The sequence below is a fragment of the Fluctibacter halophilus genome, assembly GCF_020687825.1.
Classification (GTDB): domain Bacteria; phylum Pseudomonadota; class Gammaproteobacteria; order Enterobacterales; family Alteromonadaceae; genus Fluctibacter; species Fluctibacter halophilus.
Map to the genome: position 1 here is coordinate 232,732 of NZ_JAJEWP010000002.1, position 16,153 is coordinate 248,884.

14 protein-coding genes are annotated in these 16,153 nt (G+C 56.6%); 12 read left to right on the plus strand and 2 right to left on the minus strand.

Going from position 1 to position 16,153, the window contains the following annotated elements; all coding sequences use genetic code 11:
• Window positions 1-14 precede the first annotated feature (14 nt).
• The 4 genes from hppD (at window position 15) to LJ739_RS09820 (ending at window position 3,325) form a co-directional block, all read left to right on the plus strand.
• Window positions 15-1,103: a 4-hydroxyphenylpyruvate dioxygenase gene (gene hppD, locus LJ739_RS09805; protein WP_229159970.1), complete on the plus strand. Its 1,089-nt coding sequence runs from the start codon at window positions 15-17 to the stop codon at window positions 1,101-1,103.
• Window positions 1,103-1,651, plus strand: coding sequence for a VOC family protein (locus tag LJ739_RS09810; RefSeq protein WP_229159972.1), 549 nt, complete (start codon window positions 1,103-1,105; stop codon window positions 1,649-1,651). The genes hppD and LJ739_RS09810 overlap by 1 nt, the downstream gene beginning before the upstream one ends.
• The gene (locus tag LJ739_RS09815; RefSeq protein WP_229159974.1) at window positions 1,648-2,655 is read left to right on the plus strand and encodes a fumarylacetoacetate hydrolase family protein; all 1,008 of its coding nucleotides are present in this window, start codon (window positions 1,648-1,650) and stop codon (window positions 2,653-2,655) included. The genes LJ739_RS09810 and LJ739_RS09815 overlap by 4 nt, the downstream gene beginning before the upstream one ends.
• Before the next feature lie 154 nt (window positions 2,656-2,809).
• Window positions 2,810-3,325 (plus strand): Mpo1 family 2-hydroxy fatty acid dioxygenase, encoded by a 516-nt coding sequence (locus LJ739_RS09820; RefSeq protein WP_229159976.1) that lies wholly within the window; start codon window positions 2,810-2,812, stop codon window positions 3,323-3,325.
• A 40-nt stretch (window positions 3,326-3,365) separates the two neighbouring features.
• Here LJ739_RS09820 and LJ739_RS09825 read toward each other — a convergent pair whose 3' ends face one another.
• A complete protein-coding gene (locus LJ739_RS09825; protein WP_229159978.1) occupies window positions 3,366-4,370 on the minus strand; it encodes a catalase family peroxidase in 1,005 nt (334 codons plus the stop codon).
• A gap of 270 nt (window positions 4,371-4,640) precedes the next feature.
• Here LJ739_RS09825 and LJ739_RS09830 point away from each other — a divergent pair, with 270 nt between their 5' ends.
• Entirely contained in the window at window positions 4,641-5,933 is a 1,293-nt protein-coding gene (locus LJ739_RS09830; RefSeq protein WP_229159979.1) for an NAD(P)/FAD-dependent oxidoreductase, read from the plus strand.
• Between the two features lie 20 nt (window positions 5,934-5,953).
• Here LJ739_RS09830 and LJ739_RS09835 read toward each other — a convergent pair whose 3' ends face one another.
• Window positions 5,954-6,445, minus strand: coding sequence for a nuclear transport factor 2 family protein (locus LJ739_RS09835; protein ID WP_229159980.1), 492 nt, complete (start codon window positions 6,443-6,445; stop codon window positions 5,954-5,956).
• 201 nt (window positions 6,446-6,646) lie between these two features.
• On the opposite strand from LJ739_RS09835, the gene LJ739_RS09840 reads away from it, so the two are divergent.
• The 7 genes from LJ739_RS09840 (at window position 6,647) to LJ739_RS09870 (ending at window position 16,152) form a co-directional block, all read left to right on the plus strand.
• Entirely contained in the window at window positions 6,647-9,019 is a 2,373-nt protein-coding gene (locus tag LJ739_RS09840) for a heavy metal translocating P-type ATPase (RefSeq protein ID WP_229159981.1), read from the plus strand.
• Window positions 9,012-9,425 carry a Cu(I)-responsive transcriptional regulator gene (gene cueR / locus LJ739_RS09845; RefSeq protein WP_229159988.1) on the plus strand — a complete coding sequence of 138 codons (414 nt, stop codon included), beginning with the start codon at window positions 9,012-9,014 and terminating at the stop codon, window positions 9,423-9,425. The genes LJ739_RS09840 and cueR overlap by 8 nt, the downstream gene beginning before the upstream one ends.
• Window positions 9,426-9,459: 34 nt before the next feature.
• Window positions 9,460-10,029 (plus strand): pyridoxamine 5'-phosphate oxidase family protein, encoded by a 570-nt coding sequence (locus tag LJ739_RS09850; protein ID WP_229159990.1) that lies wholly within the window; start codon window positions 9,460-9,462, stop codon window positions 10,027-10,029.
• A gap of 373 nt (window positions 10,030-10,402) precedes the next feature.
• Window positions 10,403-13,030 (plus strand): TonB-dependent receptor, encoded by a 2,628-nt coding sequence (locus tag LJ739_RS09855; RefSeq protein WP_229159992.1) that lies wholly within the window; start codon window positions 10,403-10,405, stop codon window positions 13,028-13,030.
• Between the two features lie 105 nt (window positions 13,031-13,135).
• Window positions 13,136-14,203, plus strand: a complete 1,068-nt coding sequence (locus tag LJ739_RS09860; protein ID WP_229159994.1) for a helix-turn-helix transcriptional regulator — start codon at window positions 13,136-13,138, stop codon at window positions 14,201-14,203.
• A 124-nt stretch (window positions 14,204-14,327) separates the two neighbouring features.
• Entirely contained in the window at window positions 14,328-14,963 is a 636-nt protein-coding gene (locus LJ739_RS09865; RefSeq protein WP_229159996.1) for a c-type cytochrome, read from the plus strand.
• Complete coding sequence (locus tag LJ739_RS09870; protein ID WP_229159998.1) at window positions 14,953-16,152, plus strand: cytochrome-c peroxidase; 1,200 nt, start codon at window positions 14,953-14,955, stop codon at window positions 16,150-16,152. Before LJ739_RS09865 ends, LJ739_RS09870 begins: the two co-directional genes overlap by 11 nt.
• Window position 16,153 lies beyond the last annotated feature (1 nt).

A 16,153-nucleotide genomic window follows, 5' to 3' on the forward strand; every position in this document is an offset into this window, starting at 1 on the left:
ATAAGGGGATAATGATGGCTGATTTGTTTGAAAACCCGATGGGCCTGGACGGCTTTGAATTTGTTGAATTTACCGCACCTGAGAAAGGTATTCTGGAGCCGGTGTTTGAAGCCATGGGTTTCTCTAAAGTGGCGGTGCACAAGTCAAAAGACGTTGAGTTGTGGCGCCAGGGCGATATTAATTTCATCACCAACTATGAAAAGAACAGCCATGCGTCTTACTATGCCGAAGAACACGGCCCTTCTGCCTGCGGCATGGCGTTTCGGGTTAAGAATGCCCAGTTTGCCTATAGCGAAGTACTGAAAAAAGGTGCGCAGCCGGTTGAAATCCACACCGGTCCGATGGAGCTGCGCTTGCCGGCAATCAAAGGGATCGGTGGTGCTACCCTGTACCTGATCGACCGTTACAAAGAAGGCGAAAGCATTTACGACATCGACTTCAACTGGCTTGAAGGCGTGGATCGTCACCCTGAAGGTTGTGGTTTCCACACCCTGGATCACCTGACCCACAACGTTTACCGTGGTCGCATGGAATACTGGGCGAACTACTACACCAATTTGTTCAACTTCCGTGAAATCCGTTACTTCGACATCAAAGGTGAGTACACCGGCCTGTTGTCCAAGGCGATGACTGCGCCGGATGGCAAGATCCGTATCCCGCTCAACGAAGAAGCGGCCGGCGGTGGCGGTCAGATTGAAGAGTTCCTGATGCAGTACAACGGTGAAGGTATCCAGCACATTGCGTTTGCCTGTGACGATTTGGTGGCCTGCTGGGATCGCCTGAAGAAACAAGGCATGAAGTTCATGACCGCGCCGCCCGAAACCTATTACCAGATGCTGGAAGAGCGTTTGCCGGGTCACGGTGAACCTGTCGGTGAACTGCAGTCCCGTGGCATTCTGCTTGACGGCACCACCGAAGGCGGTCAACCTCGTCTGTTGCTGCAGATTTTCTCTGAAACCATGTTGGGCCCGGTGTTCTTCGAGTTTATCCAGCGTAAAGAAGACGATGGCTTCGGTGAAGGGAACTTCAAAGCCCTGTTTGAATCTATTGAGCGCGACCAATTGAACCGTGGCGTGATCAAAAAAGAAGGTGAGGTGGCCTAATGGCGATCAAACGTATTCACCATGTGGCGTACCGCTGCAAAGATGCCAAGGAAACGGTAGCCTTCTACCGTGACCTGCTGGGCATGGAGTTTCAGCTGGCCATCGCCGAAAACGAAGTGCCTTCGACCAAAGAGCCTGATCCTTACATGCACGTGTTCCTTGATGCAGGCATGGGTAACGTGTTGGCGTTCTTTGAAATCCCCAATTCTCCGGAAATGGGCCGGGATGAGAACACGCCGGCATGGGTTCAGCACATTGCGTTTGAAGTGGAAAGCATGGAAGAACTGCTGGAAACCAAAGCCCGTCTGGAGTCCCACGGCATTGACGTGTTGGGGCCGACGGACCACACCATCTTCAAATCGATTTATTTCTTTGACCCTAACGGGCATCGTATTGAACTGGCGGCGAACACCGCTACGCCCGGCATGCACAAAGAGCTGAAGCGGGTTGCAGAAGACATGCTCGAAGAATGGTCACGCACCAAAAAAGCACCGAAACACGCCGACTGGTTACACAGTGGCGAAGCATTTAAAGGAGCGAATGAATGAAACTGGCAAGTGTAAACGCCGGCCGTGACGGCCAACTCGTGGTGGTCAGCAATGACCTGAGCAAAATGGTGACTGCCGACGGTATTGCCAACACACTGCAACAGGCACTGGACAACTGGGCCGAAACGGCGCCCAAGCTGGCAGCCTTGCATGCCAAGCTGGAAAGCGGCGACGTCGAAGGGCAGGCGTTTGATCAGACCGCGGTCGCTTCACCCCTGCCTCGCGCCTTTCAATGGGCCGACGGCAGCGCCTACGTCAACCACGTAGAGCTGGTGCGTAAAGCCCGTAACGCGGAAATGCCTGAAAGTTTCTGGACTGATCCTCTGATGTATCAGGGCGGTTCCGACAGCTTCCTGGCCCCTCGTGCGCCGATTGTCATGCCGCAAAGCGAAGGCTTTGGTATCGATTTTGAAGCCGAGATTGCCGTGATCACCGATGATGTGCCGATGGGCGTGTCGCCGGAAGACGCGCTGGGCCACATCAAACTGATCATGCTGGTCAACGATGTATCGTTGCGTGGCCTGATCCCCGGTGAACTGGCCAAGGGCTTTGGTTTCTTCCAGTCCAAGCCTTCCAGTGCATTCTCACCGGTGTGTGTCACGCCGGATGCGTTGGGCAGTGCCTGGGAAGCCGGTAAAGTGCATTTGCCACTGGTGTCTCACCTAAACGGCGACATGTTCGGCAAGCCCGAAGCGGGCGTTGACATGACCTTTGATTTTGGTCGTCTGGTGGCCCACGCTGCACGTACCCGCCCACTGTGTGCCGGTACGATCATTGGTTCAGGTACCGTGTCCAACAAGCTCGATGGCGGCCCCGGAAAGCCGGTCAAAGAGGGCGGTGTCGGCTATAGCTGTATTGCCGAAATCCGTATGATCGAAACCATCCAGGACGGCAAGCCAAGCACGCCGTTCATGCAGTTTGGTGACCGCATTCAGATCGAAATGTTCGATGCTGACGGCAAGTCCATCTTTGGTCAGATTGACCAGACCGTACAGCAGGGCTAAGCCCTGAAGCGATTGCAAAAGCGGGCCTGGTGGCCCGTTTTTTTTTTTGCCTGCACCAAAAGGACGGATTTTCGAATTGAAATGTCACTTAGTTGACAAAGTGCGGTTGCGGGCTTTGCTACATTGAGGTCACCAAGATTCGAGGAGACCCGTTATGACCTTTGTTGAGCACCTGGCTAACTATGCCGCCTATCACCGCGATCCGCGTAACATCGCCACCCATCTGATCGGGGTGCCGGTGATCGTGTTCGCCGTGATGGTACTGTTATCGCGCCCCGGGTTTGAACTGTTCGGGTTTAGTCTGACCCCTGCCACGCTGTGTTTTGTCGCTACCTTGCTGTTTTATGCCCGTCTGAGCCTACGCTTTGCTGCCATTATGGGCATATTGATGGGGCTGGGACTGGTCGGTGCCCATGCTGTGGCAAAAGGCTCCACCTTGCAGTGGCTGAGCACCGGGATCGGTTTGTTCGTAGGTGGCTGGATTGTGCAGTTTATCGGTCACTACTATGAAGGCAAAAAGCCAGCATTTGTGGACGACCTGATCGGCCTGTTGATTGGGCCGTTGTTTGTCACTGTGGAAGTGCTGTTTATGCTCGGCTTGTGTCCGGTACTGCGCACCGACGTGGAAGCCCGGGTTGGGCCGGTACGCCGACGGGAAGTGACCGGATAACGGCGGGCTGAGTTAACCTCCCAACCCGCCTTATTTTCCGCTATTGCCCTGAAAGCCGCTTGCCAAAGGAGATGGCATAAGCGGCAGAGCGCATGCGCAGCACCGGATCATCGCTGGGCATGATGCCACTGGCCACCACATTGGGGTCAAAGTTGACCGGTTCGCAGGCCTCGGTGTCGGCGTTGTCGAAGGTCACTGTACCGACCTTGATGCGCAGGCGGTCGTCGGGCCAGGCTTTGGACGGGTCAATGTCCGGGTCTTGTTCCTCACCGATTACCCAGTACCAATCGTACGTCACTGCGCTGTCACCCAGGCGTTTGGCCAGACGCTCGGCCAGAAAGGTGTCCGGCAGGGCGTTCATCTGTTCTTCCGTCAACAGGGTCTCGCCGTCCTGGGGTTCCAGTGTCCAGCGGAATTTGACCCGATCACCGGCTTCGTCGTTGGCGTAAAAGGTGTGTACACCGAAATAGCGTGTCGAGGTGTACTCGGCCCCTGGTGCATGTTGTTGCAACCAGCCCGCTGCTGCGGCGGCTTCAGGGTTATTGGCGAAATAGCCTTTAAGTGTACTGTCATCGGCCTTGCCCGTGCGCATGGCGTGCATCACCCGCAACAAGCCGAAAAACTGCTCCGGGGTTTTGCCGGCAAACACCGGCGTGGTCAGCCCGGCGATTTGATGCCTGGCCCCTTCGGGCAATTGAAACTGCAGTGCCACACCCCGCGCCGAGCGGGAGCTTTCATCGGCATGTGGGTTGCCACCGCCCATGGAAAAGCGGGCAATGAACGCACTGGGTTGATCAAACAATGGGCTGTCGAACCGCGCATTTGCCTGTTCCGTCGGCGTAAACATACCGGCGGCACAAACCCCTTTGGCATGGCCTTTTCGGAATCCCGGCTGCGGCCCGTTGAGCTGTTCAAACAGGTTGATCATATCCACCGCGGTGATGTTATCCGGCGCCTGGGTCAGATCCTCATTGGCCTGGCTGGCGGTTGTAAACAGGGCCATGGCGGTGAAAGCCGCGAGGCGGCGTCGAGTCAGTAATGGCATGGTGCATCCTTAGCAAATGACGTGAGATATCAGTGTAGTACGGTTAAGACCGAGGATCGGATTGATGGCTTTCATCGGGGGTGAAAAGCGGCTTGTGCGTGGACGATGAAGCGCCAGTCTGGCATACTGAGGCCATAGCTTCCCAAATAGCGACGACGGTGTACCTTTTCCTGCTTCACACCTTGCTTGTTGTCCTTCGCCAGCCTGGCGAACCGCTCTCTTTTTGTCGCTCAAAGCCCACCGGTTTATTCATTATCATCAGGACCTTGTATGAAAACCATCGTGATCGTTGGAGGAGGCGCAGGTGGCCTTGAACTGGTTACCCGACTGAGCAAAACCCTGGGACGTAAAAATCTGGCCCGTATTGTGTTGGTGGACCGCAGCCGCACCCATGTGTGGAAGCCGTTGCTGCATGAAGTGGCGGCCGGGGTTATCGACAAAACGTCTGACGGCGTGGAGTATGCCATGCATGCCGCCCGCCACGGCTATACCTTTCAGTGGGGCAATCTGTCGGCCATCGACCCTGAGCACAACACCATAACCCTTGACCCGTTGCTCGATGATCAGGGACGGGAAATTCTGCCCAGTCGCGAACTGGATTATGATGAGCTGGTACTGGCGATTGGCAGTGTCAGTAATGACTTTGGCACGCCGGGCGTCAGTCAGCATTGTTATCTGCTGGATGCCTTGCCACAGGCTGAACGTTTTCACAAAGCGCTGCTCAATCAACTCCTGCGTCTGCACCAGTTAGGCGATCCGGATAAAGCCCTGCAGGTCGCCATCGTCGGTGGTGGTGCCACCGGCACGGAACTGGCGGCACAATTGCACCATGTGGCCAATCTGGCCCGTCATTACGGCATGCCGATGATGTCGGCCAAGCGTTTGAAATTGACCCTGATTGAAGCCGGCCCGCGGATATTGCCGGCATTGCCGGCGCGGATCGCGGCCAAAGCCAAACATGCCCTGACCCGTATCGGTGTTGATGTGCTGGAAAATACCCGGGTCAGTGAAGCGACGGAACAGGGGTTTGTGACCGCAGCCGGTGAGGTGCTGGCTGCTGACCTGATGGTATGGGCGGCTGGGGTCAAGGCGCCGGATTTTCTGGCCGCGATGGACTTGTTTGACATCAACCGGGCCCAGCAGATCCGGGTCACCCCGACGTTGCAAAGTACCCGTTATGACACCATCTGGGCCATTGGCGACTGTTGCGGCTTCGAACAGGCGGATGGCAGCTGGGTACCACCGAGAGCCCAGTCTGCTCATCAGATGGCGACCACGGTGGCGAACAACCTGCGTCGTCAGGTTCAGGGAAAACCGCTGCTGAGTTATCACTACACCGACTATGGCTCACTGGTGCACCTGAGCCGCTACAGCACGGTAGGCAGTCTGATGGGCAAGCTGACCAACAGCAGTATGTTCATCGAAGGTCACATTGCCCGTTTGATGTATATATCGTTGTACAACCTGCACCAGTTTGCCGTACACGGCTGGCTGAAGGGGGTATTGGTGTTGCTCAACCGCAAAATCGGCAACATTGTCGGCGCCCGCTTCAAGCTGCACTGAGCAACAACACAGCCGCTGCCCTATTGCTCCGCGAGGTGATACCAGTGGTCCCGAATGGCGACAATTTTGCCGTCTTCAAAGGTGAAGATCGCCAGTCGCGGAGGGGAAGTGAGCAGCTCGCCACTGTCATCGTCATTGTAGCGGCTGACCACTTCCACTGCCGCGGTGTTGAAGCCGTGAATGATGCGGTTGATGGTAGGCGTGGCATCGCTGCTGTTGGTGTAACGGCCTTTGTCGAGTTGACGAAGGAAGGCGCGGCGCCAGATTGCTTTGTCGAAATCGGCGCTGTACTCGGCGTGCACATAGCGCACGTCGTCGTGCAGGCCGCCAAGGAACCTGTCTACGTCCTCGGCGCTGGAGCCAGCCATCAGGATGCGGCTGATGTGCTGATAATACTGGTTGATTTGCGTGGTCTGGCAGGTGTTGTCACAGTGATTGGTCAGTGTATCTTGCGCCATCGTTGCGCTGCTGAACAATACCGTGGCGCATAATATGCCGCGTAAAAGTGTCATGGTTTATCCTTAACATGAAAAGATCGCACTGTACGGCAGGCGATGTTACCGGCCCAGAGGGAATGCGACCAACGTCAGGCAGGACAGGGCAAGTAACCGCAGCCCAGAGACAATTGGCAAACGCGGCATAAAGACCCTTGACCTTACCCTTGTGGTAACCTTTATGTTTGGCCATGGTCCAACAATGAACGGAGAGTGATCATGTCTTCAACAGTACATTTACCGGTCAGCGGTATGAGCTGCGCATCCTGTGTGGCGCGAATTGAACGCGCCCTGCAGCCCCTTGACGGCGTAAAAGAGGTGGCTGTCAACCTGGCCACCGAGCAGGTGTCGGTACAGGGCGACTTTGACATTGAAAGTGTCTTGCAAACCCTTCGGACCACGGGTTATCCGGCCACCGTGCAGCATCAGCAATTTGCGGTCGAAGGCATGCACTGTGGTTCCTGCGCCGGGCGTATTGAAAAGGCGTTTTCAGCACTGCCCGACGTATTGAAAGCCAGTGTCAATCTGGCCACTGAGCAACTCACGCTGATCAGTACTCAAGGCATCTCGGCCGAGGTTGTCGGGCAACAATTAAGCGCGGCGGGTTATGCCCTGGCTGGAACGCCTCAGGCGCCTGAGCAATCGTCGGATACCACAATAAAGCCAGGTGTTGATGGTTTGCTGGTGTTGGCAGCGGTGTTTACCGTACCTCTGGTGGCCCCAATGGTGCTGGCCATCTTTCAAATGGATGCCATGTTGCCGCCATTGTGGCAGTGGATACTGGCCACGCCGGTACAGTTTATCGCCGGCAGCCGTTTCTACCGCGGAGCCTGGTCGTCGCTCAAGGCCGGTGTGGGCAATATGGATGTGCTGGTGGCGCTGGGCACCACGGCTGCCTACGGTTTGTCGGTTTATCATACGTTGCTTCCCGGTGCGGCTGATGCGGCCGTGTATTTTGAATCCTCCAGCGCGGTGATCACGTTGGTTTTACTGGGCAAATTCCTCGAACACCGGGCCAAGCGTCGTACCACCGAAGCCTTGCGGGCGCTGGAAAAGCTGCGCCCTGAACAGGCCCGCGTGTGGCGTGACGGTGCGTGGCAACAGGTAGCCATCAACGATGTGCAGGTGGATGACAAGGTATCCATCAAGCCCGGCGAACAAGTGCCCTGCGATGGTGTCATTCTCGAAGGACGCAGTCATCTGGACGAGGCGTTGCTGACCGGTGAAAGTGCGCCGGTGAGCAAGCAAAAAGATGACCCGGTCACCGGCGGGGCTTACAACCTCGATGGTGCCCTGACGGTCAGGGTAACCCGCATTGGCGCAGAGTCGACCTTGTCGGCGATCATACGTCTGGTCAGTGAAGCCCAGGGTGAAAAGGCGCCGGTGCAGGCCCTGGTGGACAAAGTCAGTGCCGTGTTTGTACCCGTGGTACTGGCCATTGCCTTGTTGACCTTGTTGGGCTGGGGCTTGATGACCGGTGACTGGACTACCGGGATCCTCAATGCCGTGGCGGTGCTGGTGATTGCCTGTCCGTGTGCGTTGGGGCTGGCCACGCCGGCCGCCATCATGGCGGGTACCGGCAGTGCCGCCCGGGCCGGCATTCTGGTCAAGGATGCCAAAGCGCTCGAACAGGCCCTGCACATCGACTGGGTGTTGTTTGATAAGACCGGCACACTGACAGAAGGTAAGCCCCGCCTCGTGGACTGGACAGCGGTGGACGGTAAATCCGAGGCATTGCTGGCGCTTGCGGCCGGCTTACAGCAACACAGCGAACATCCCCTCGCCACGGCAGTGCTAGATTGTGCCGAGGAAAAAGGCGTCACTCCGGTTGACATCAATGAGCCGAAAACCCAGGCGGGTCGTGGTATTCAGGGGAAGACCGCAGAGGGCCAGACGGCGTTGCTCGGCAGTGAGCGCTGGATACAGGAATTGCACATCGGGATCCCTGATAATCTGTCGGTACCTGCCGGAGCTACGGTGTCCTATGTGGCCAGAGGCGAGGGCGATGATTATCAGCTGGTGGGTATTCTGGCGTTTGTCGATACCATTAAAGACTCGGCACACCGTGCCATTGAAACGCTGGCGAAAGCAAATATTAAGGTCGCCATGCTGACCGGCGACAACCGAGACAGTGCCAAGGCGGTGGCACGGGAGCTGGGGGTGGATGATGTGCGCGCTGAATTGCTGCCCGAAGACAAGATTGCGGCGGTCAAGGAGATGCAGCAACAAGGCTTTGAGGTTGCCATGGTCGGCGATGGTATTAATGATGCGCCGGCGCTGGCGCAGGCCGATTTGGGGATTGCCATGGCCAGTGGCACGGACGTGGCGATGAGCGCGTCGGCCATTACCCTGATGCGTGCCGACCCGGCGCTGGTGGCTGATGCGTTGACCATCGCACGGTTGACGGTGCGTAAAATACGTCAGAATCTGTTCTGGGCGTTTATTTTCAATACCCTTGGCATTCCATTGGCGGCACTGGGTTACCTCAGTCCGCTGATTGCCGGCGGCGCAATGGCCTTTTCCAGCGTGCTGGTGGTCTTCAATGCGTTGCTGTTGCAGCGCTGGCGTGTCTCCGGAGGCGAACATGACTGATTGGCTGACCATCGGTGAAGCGGCTGAGCAGACCGGTCTGTCGGCCAAGCAGATCCGTCATTATGAAGCCCGGGGACTGGTGCGTGATGCACACCGCAGTGACGCAGGGTACCGGTTGTACGACTGCCATCAGGTGCAGCAACTGACCTTGATCAGACAAGCCCGTTACCTGGGCTTTTCACTGCGTGAAATCGACGCATTGCTGCAACTCTGGGCCGATCCAACCCGGGCCAGCAAAGACGTGAAAGCCCTCGCTGAGCGACACCGACAGGCGATCCGCCAGCGGATCACCGAACTGCAACAACTGGAAAAAACATTGTCGGCGCTGGAAGCGGATTGTCGGGGCGATGACGATCCCGACTGCGCCATTCTCGCTTCTCTGACCGACCCTGAACACCGGACCTGACGAAGAGCAACGGACTCATTTAAAAGGAACCCTCATGGGCAAACGATTCGAGCACTTAACCAAACAGCACATCGATTTTATTCAACGGCAGAAGTTGTATTTTGTCGCCACAGCGGGGCCGCAGGGCAGTGTGAATGTGTCGCCCAAAGGGGGCGATTCTCTGCGGGTGCTCGATGCCAACACGCTGATCTGGCTCAACCTGACCGGCAGTGGCAATGAGTCGGCGGGTCATGTGCAGCTTGACCCACGGATGACGGTGATGTTTTGTGCCTTTGAAGGGCCGCCCATGATCCTGCGTACTTACGGCAAGGCCACTGCACTGCACCGTGGCGATGCCCAGTGGCAGGAATACGTGGATTTGTTTCCAGCCAGTGTGGCATCGCGGCAGATCTTCGTTCAGCACATCGAGACGGTGCAAACCTCCTGTGGCATGTCGGTACCCTATTTTGACTATGTGGCTGACCGGGATGATTTGGCCAAATGGTCAGACAAACAGGGCCCTGACGGCATCGAGCGTTACTGGATAAACCGCAATCAGCAAACCATTGACGGCTTTGACACCGATATCGTGGCGCGCAGTGGCCTGCAGGAACCCACCGACTGAGTCAGGCTATTGCCAGCACTGCATTCCGCTCGCGGTTGGCACTGACCAATGTGTAAATAAAAACAGCAGCGATGACGTGGGCACTTGGCTTGGTTACATCCTGTAGAACGTCGATTTTATCTTTCTACCCGACCTTCAGGAGGAATTGAACCGCTGGCGACGAGCGCGGTGTCTGACGGTTGTTAAAAAAATGTGATCGGTTGTATGGGCCTGAACACCTTGTCAGGCAAGGGATTTGCAAAAATACGTCAGCCCCGCGAATAAATTCGTCAGCCATTTGCAGCATTACGTAAGTCAGCGCTGTGATTGGCTCTTTATACTCGTGGCACAAGTACAAGAATGTTCGTCAAAAACACACAACAAGGAACTGCCCATGCTTGCCAAAGACGCCGCTGCACACCCGGGTCACCCCACGACGTTGTCTCGATTAACCTTGTCCATGGCCCTGGCGATGGGGAGCCTATACTGGAGCGCCACTGCCGTGGCACAGACCGATGAGACGGTACCGGCCCACAACGCCTTGGAAGTCATCGAAGTGACCGCCCAGAAGCGTACCCAGAACGTGATGAAAGTACCGGTCACGGTCAGCACGGTCAGTGCCGATGTGATTGAAAAGAACAACGCGGTACTGCTGTCGGATGTGGACAAGTACATTCCTGGGTTCTCGTTTGATGACAGCAGCATGACCCAGGCGGGTGTGCAGATCCGCGGCATTTCCAGCCCCGGCATTACCGTCGGAGGTGACCCGTCCTCTGCATCATTTTATGATGATGTGTACATGCCCCGCGCCGCGCAGAACGTGTTGTTTTCCGATATTCAGCGGGTCGAAGTCCTCAAAGGCCCGCAGGGCACATTGTTTGGCCGCAACGCCGCGATGGGGGTGGTCAGCGTGATCCCTAACGAGCCCGGTGCCTATGACGAAGGGTTTGTGCGCCTGACCGCCGGTACCGATTACCTGATGCGCGCCGAAGGCATGTTTAACAAGGCGTTAAGCGACCAGGTGTTTGTGCGGGTCAACGCACTGACCACGGAGCAGGACGGCTTTATCAACAATCTGTCATCGCCGGACTGGAATGACAGCGAGCCCTACGACTTGGGCGCCCGTGATCACAAAGCTGCCCGTATTGCCCTGCGCTGGGAGCCCAGCGACGCAACCCAACTGCAACTGGCGCTGGAGGTGGATGACCTGGAACAGGCGCCACCAATGGCGGTTGGGCTAAGTGAATGGGCTTACCAGGGCGGTACGGATCCCTTTGCATCGGCGGCACAAAACGATGTGCGCAATGGCGTTGAATCCCGTGACATGACGGCCTGGACCGCCAAACTGTGGCACACCTTTGATCAGCGCTGGTCAATGAAAGGGGTGGTCAGTCATCGCCAATGGGAGACAGTCAACCGCGAGGACGAAGACGGTACCGCCGACATCACCCGTTATTTCGATACCTCCAATAACGAAGACTCGGACATCTTCTACACCGAATGGCAGCTGAATTACAGCGGTGAGCGGGTCAACGTGGTCACCGGGGTGTCTTACTCGAAAGAGGATGTCAGTCAGCAGACCGAGCTGAACCTGACCGCCGATACGCTGGCCCGCCTGACCACGGCCGAGCTCAACGGTCAGCTCACACAGGGCGTATCTGCGCAGCTTGCACAAATGCTCGGTGGTACTTCAGATGCCGCGGCTGAAGCGGTGTTTGGTCCCGGAGTGACCTTCGATGCAGCGGTACAGCAGACCCTGGACTCTTTCGGCCTGCCAATGGATCACATGTGGAATGCCGATCAATGGGCCGGCGCCCTGAATGCGCTGGGCGTGGGGGGCGACATCATGGCCGCCATCGGCCTGGGCGGTTTACCGCTCGACGGTGACATAGTACGAGCCACCGGTGACCTGACCTATGACATCGTGTCACAGGAGCTGGGCGTGGCGGAAATTTTCGGGCCCAGTTACTCCGGCCAGTTCTGGCAGGAAAACATTTTCAATACCGGTGATTTCACCAACTGGGGTGTGTTTGCCGACGTGGATTTTGCGGTCACCGATCGCTGGCATGTGATTGGCGGTTTACGCTATTCCCATGATCAGAAGGACTTTACCTGGTATATCCCGCCGACAAGCTTCGCGTCAGTGCGGCCCGGGGTTTCTAATGCATTGTTCCCCCAAGTGGACCTGGCCGCATCCGACAGCTGGAGCAAGGTCACCGGACGCCTGGTGACCAGCTTTGAGATTGATGACGACCAGATGTTGTTTGTGTCCTATTCGACGGGCTACAAATCCGGTGGTTTTGACTCGCTGGTGCCCATTGATCAGAGCCAGGGACAGCAAGCCTTTGAGCCGGAAGATACCACCAACTTTGAAGTGGGCTATAAGGCGGTATTGGCCGACCAGCTGGTGATGAACCTGACCGTATACCGCACCGAACTGGACAATTTCCAGATTTCGGTGGAGTCAAAACCGCCGGGCAACAGCCAGGCAGTGCCCAGTATCATCAACGAGAACCGCAGCATTGACGGCCTGGAGATTGACCTGCGCTGGCAGGCCACCCCCAACCTGATCTTGTCAGCGGTGTCTGAAATTCGCAGCACCGATGTGGAAACGCCTGCGTTCTACAATGCCGAAGGTGTATTGGTGGACGCGCGCAACGAATCCTTTGATGCCAGCACCAACTACACCCTGTCGGCCAACTGGTATCCGGATGTGGATTTCGCCCAGGTCAATGTGTTCGTGGACTATGTGTTTGTGGAGAATATCCGCGACCAGGATCCGGATCTGGAGTCCTACAAACGCGCGGTGGATGCCTATTTTGCCGACCGTAAAGATCTCAATGCCCGGGTGGCTTTTTCCAGCGAAGACGACAAATACACCCTGGGGATCTGGGCCAAGAACTTGTTGGACGAGCGTTATGTTGAAGGGATCAGCGGCCGCACCGCGGCAATCCTGGGCACTCCCTTTGGTCGGGTCAACCGCGGAAGAGAAGTTGGTGTCGACCTGAAAATCACCTTTTAATCCTATCAAACCGATTGGCCGGCGAATTCGCCGGTCAATCCGGTTGAGCTGACTTTTACCTCAGTGGTAAGGTTGGCCAATACCACTTCGTTAAGACAGACCACAGTGACCTCATTGGAAACCTTTTTCAGCCACTTCGCGTTTGCCCAGCTGGTGACCGGCATGTTGTTGCTGTTTCCCCGCGCGGCCACCAATCGGGCGATCGGATTGTTCATCGCCTTGCTGGGGTGTGGGGCCGCCTATGTGCTGACTGACGTCGCCGGGATCCAGACCCACATGTCGGTGTTGTGGTGGGTGGCCTATATTGGCGGTAATGCGCTACCCGGGGTGTTTTGGCTGGTGTCACTGTGCGTATTTGCCGACCGCCAGGTGATCAAACCCTGGCAGTGGGCGGTGGCGTCTCTGACCTTGTTGATCCCGTTGTCCTCGACGTTACTGCAACTGGCGTTTAACGCCGACTTGCGTCAATTTCCTTCGTTGTATGGTCTGGTGGTGTACGGTGCCATGGCGTTGGAGCTGGTACTGATTTGCCATGCGCTGTTGGTGGCGCTGCGCCACTGGCAGGATGATCTGGTTCAGGAACGGCGCTACATGCGAGCCGGTGTGATTGGACTGGTGGCCAGCTATCTGTTCATGATCATAGTGGTCGAACAGGTGCTGGGCATTGAATGGCACGGACTGACAACGGCCAAATACGTGGGCCTGAGTGTGCTGCTAACCGGGATCAATTTCTGGTTTTTCGCGTTGCGTGAAAACACCCTGTTTGATGCTGCCAAGGGGACCAGTACAACGGCGACCCGCCAAGCACCTGCGCCCGAAGCCTCGGCGGAATTGCAACGGGTGATCGCGGCGATGGAAAACGATTTGTTGTACCGTCAGGAAGGCCTGACCATCAGCATTTTGTCCCGTACCTTGGGCATTCACGAGTATCGCCTGCGTCAGGTGATCAACGGCGAGATGGCCTACCGCAATTTTAATGACTTTCTGAATCACTATCGCATCAAGGATGTTGCGCTGCGCTTACGTGAACCTCAACACAGTCGCACCCCGATCCTGACCCTGGCACTGGACTGTGGTTACCGTAGTCTGAGTTCGTTCAATAAAGCCTTTAAACAAACTTACGGTGTTACCCCCAGTGAATACCGCAGCAGTGCGGTGCAAATCGGCGAATAACACCGACGAATAGCTGAAAAAGCCAACTCATTTCAGAATTCGTCAGCTTTTTTCAGCAATGCGTATGACGGTCTGCGCCGCCACTGCGTAAAGTGCTTCCATCATACACAACGATGAGAATGCCATGCCGTTACGGATTGCCGTTACCCTGTCTGCACTTGTACTGCTGTGTTGCGCTGCATGGCGGGCACAGGCGACACCAGACAGTGGCACAACCACCTACACCCAATGTGCTGCATGCCATGGTGATCGCGCCCAGGGTAATGACACCCTGCAGGCACCGGCGTTGGCCGGTCAGTATGACTGGTATCTCGACAAACAACTGAATGACTTTCGTCGAGGTGCCCGCGGTAGTCACCCGGAAGATACCCAGGGTGCAATCATGGCGGCCAGTGTCAGTGGGTTAGCGCCCGATGACCAGACCGAACTGGTGGCATGGCTGGCCTCCCTTGCGCCTGTCTCTACCGCCCGGGTTGAAGAGGGCAGTTTTATGAACGGTGAACGGTATTACCAGGGCAAGTGTGGTGCCTGTCATGGCGCGCAGGGAGAAGGTAATCCCACCTTTCATGCGCCACGTTTGCAAGGGCTGTCGGTGGCGTACGTGATGACCCAAATGGACAAGTTTCGCAACGGTATTCGTGGTAGTCACCCGGATGATCGGTTAGGCCGGCAAATGGCGATGATGGCCAACACCGTGTCTGACGAGGAATTGCGCGATATTTTGCTGTTCATTCAACAACGACAAGACGATGCGTTTTAACCCAACCTGCACTTTCCTGCTGTTGGTCGTGGCCGCCTGTTCGCGTTACGTAGGGGACGCCCAGGCAGCCACTTTTTCTTTGCCTCAAACCTGCCCGCCGAGCTTTGAGCTGCGGGATGACGGACGTTGCTATCTGGTGTCGCTGTATCAGTTTTACGACTCGGTGCAGAACCGCGGCGTTGGCGGTACCCAAACGGCGTTACCTGCGCATCGGGATGGGTTTACCCCGGCCCAGATAGGATTGGGAAAATGGCTGTTTTTTGATCCGCTGTTGTCAGGCAACCACCAGTTGTCCTGTGCCAGTTGTCATCGCCCGGACAAGGGCCTGGCGGATGGCAGGGCGCACAGTATCGGAGTAACCGGTAAACCGGTCAAACGATCGGCGCCGTCACTGTGGAATGTGGGCTTTCTTGATCACCTGTTCTGGGATGCCCGTGCCGACAGCCTTGAGCAGCAGGCCGCCGGTCCGTTATTCGACCCCAATGAGATGGGTAACACGCCACAGCAACTGCTGTCAGATCTGGCCAACAGTGAGATTTATCCGGCTCTGTTTAAGGCCGCGTTTCCGCACGCTGAATCACCAAACCTGGCTGACGTAATGACGGCGCTGGCGGCCTTTCAGAGCACCCTGGTATCGCTCAACAGCCGTTACGACCAGTATGCCCATGGTTATCATCAGGCGCTCAGCGAGCGGGAAATTGAGGGCCTGAACGTGTTCCGGTCTTTTGTGGCGCGCTGTGCTGAATGTCATCAGCCCCCATTGTTTACCAACAATCAAATTGCCGTGATTGGTGTGCCGGAAGCGCCGGGTCAACCCTTGGATCCGGGCGCCCAGGTGCCGTTCAATGCGGCCAAATTGCGCGGTGGATTCAAAGTGCCGACCTTGCGCAATGTGACCAAAACCGCACCTTACATGCATGCCGGTAATTTTGCCGGGTTGCGCGATGCGGTGGAATTTTACAATAAGGGGCGGGGCCATGCGGTACCGCCCGAAGAGTCGCTGCAGATCCATTGGCATATCTGGGATCCGCAACTGACTGATGATGAATTGGATGCCATCGTGACCTTTTTGGGCGCGCTGGATGATGAAAGTCTCATGCCACCGGTGCCAGTCGCCGTGCCGTCGGGACTGCCACCGGTGGATGCCGATTACCGCGCACCACAAACACACACTCAGACGGGGAAATAAC

Bases quoted from the DNA above. Each gene is read 5' to 3' on its own strand.
- LJ739_RS09820 (WP_229159976.1), top strand. From the start codon at position 2,810: ATGACCTTTGTTGAGCACCTGGCTAACTATGCCGCCTATCACCGCGAT.
- LJ739_RS09865 (WP_229159996.1), top strand. From the start codon at position 14,328: ATGCCGTTACGGATTGCCGTTACCCTGTCTGCACTTGTACTGCTGTGT.
- LJ739_RS09830 (WP_229159979.1), top strand. From the start codon at position 4,641: ATGAAAACCATCGTGATCGTTGGAGGAGGCGCAGGTGGCCTTGAACTG.
- LJ739_RS09855 (WP_229159992.1), top strand. From the start codon at position 10,403: ATGCTTGCCAAAGACGCCGCTGCACACCCGGGTCACCCCACGACGTTG.
- LJ739_RS09810 (WP_229159972.1), top strand. From the start codon at position 1,103: ATGGCGATCAAACGTATTCACCATGTGGCGTACCGCTGCAAAGATGCC.
- cueR (WP_229159988.1), top strand. From the start codon at position 9,012: ATGACTGATTGGCTGACCATCGGTGAAGCGGCTGAGCAGACCGGTCTG.
- LJ739_RS09870 (WP_229159998.1), top strand. From the start codon at position 14,953: ATGCGTTTTAACCCAACCTGCACTTTCCTGCTGTTGGTCGTGGCCGCC.
- LJ739_RS09850 (WP_229159990.1), top strand. From the start codon at position 9,460: ATGGGCAAACGATTCGAGCACTTAACCAAACAGCACATCGATTTTATT.
- LJ739_RS09815 (WP_229159974.1), top strand. From the start codon at position 1,648: ATGAAACTGGCAAGTGTAAACGCCGGCCGTGACGGCCAACTCGTGGTG.
- hppD (WP_229159970.1), top strand. From the start codon at position 15: ATGGCTGATTTGTTTGAAAACCCGATGGGCCTGGACGGCTTTGAATTT.
- LJ739_RS09835 (WP_229159980.1), bottom strand. From the start codon at position 6,445: ATGACACTTTTACGCGGCATATTATGCGCCACGGTATTGTTCAGCAGC.
- LJ739_RS09825 (WP_229159978.1), bottom strand. From the start codon at position 4,370: ATGCCATTACTGACTCGACGCCGCCTCGCGGCTTTCACCGCCATGGCC.
- LJ739_RS09840 (WP_229159981.1), top strand. From the start codon at position 6,647: ATGTCTTCAACAGTACATTTACCGGTCAGCGGTATGAGCTGCGCATCC.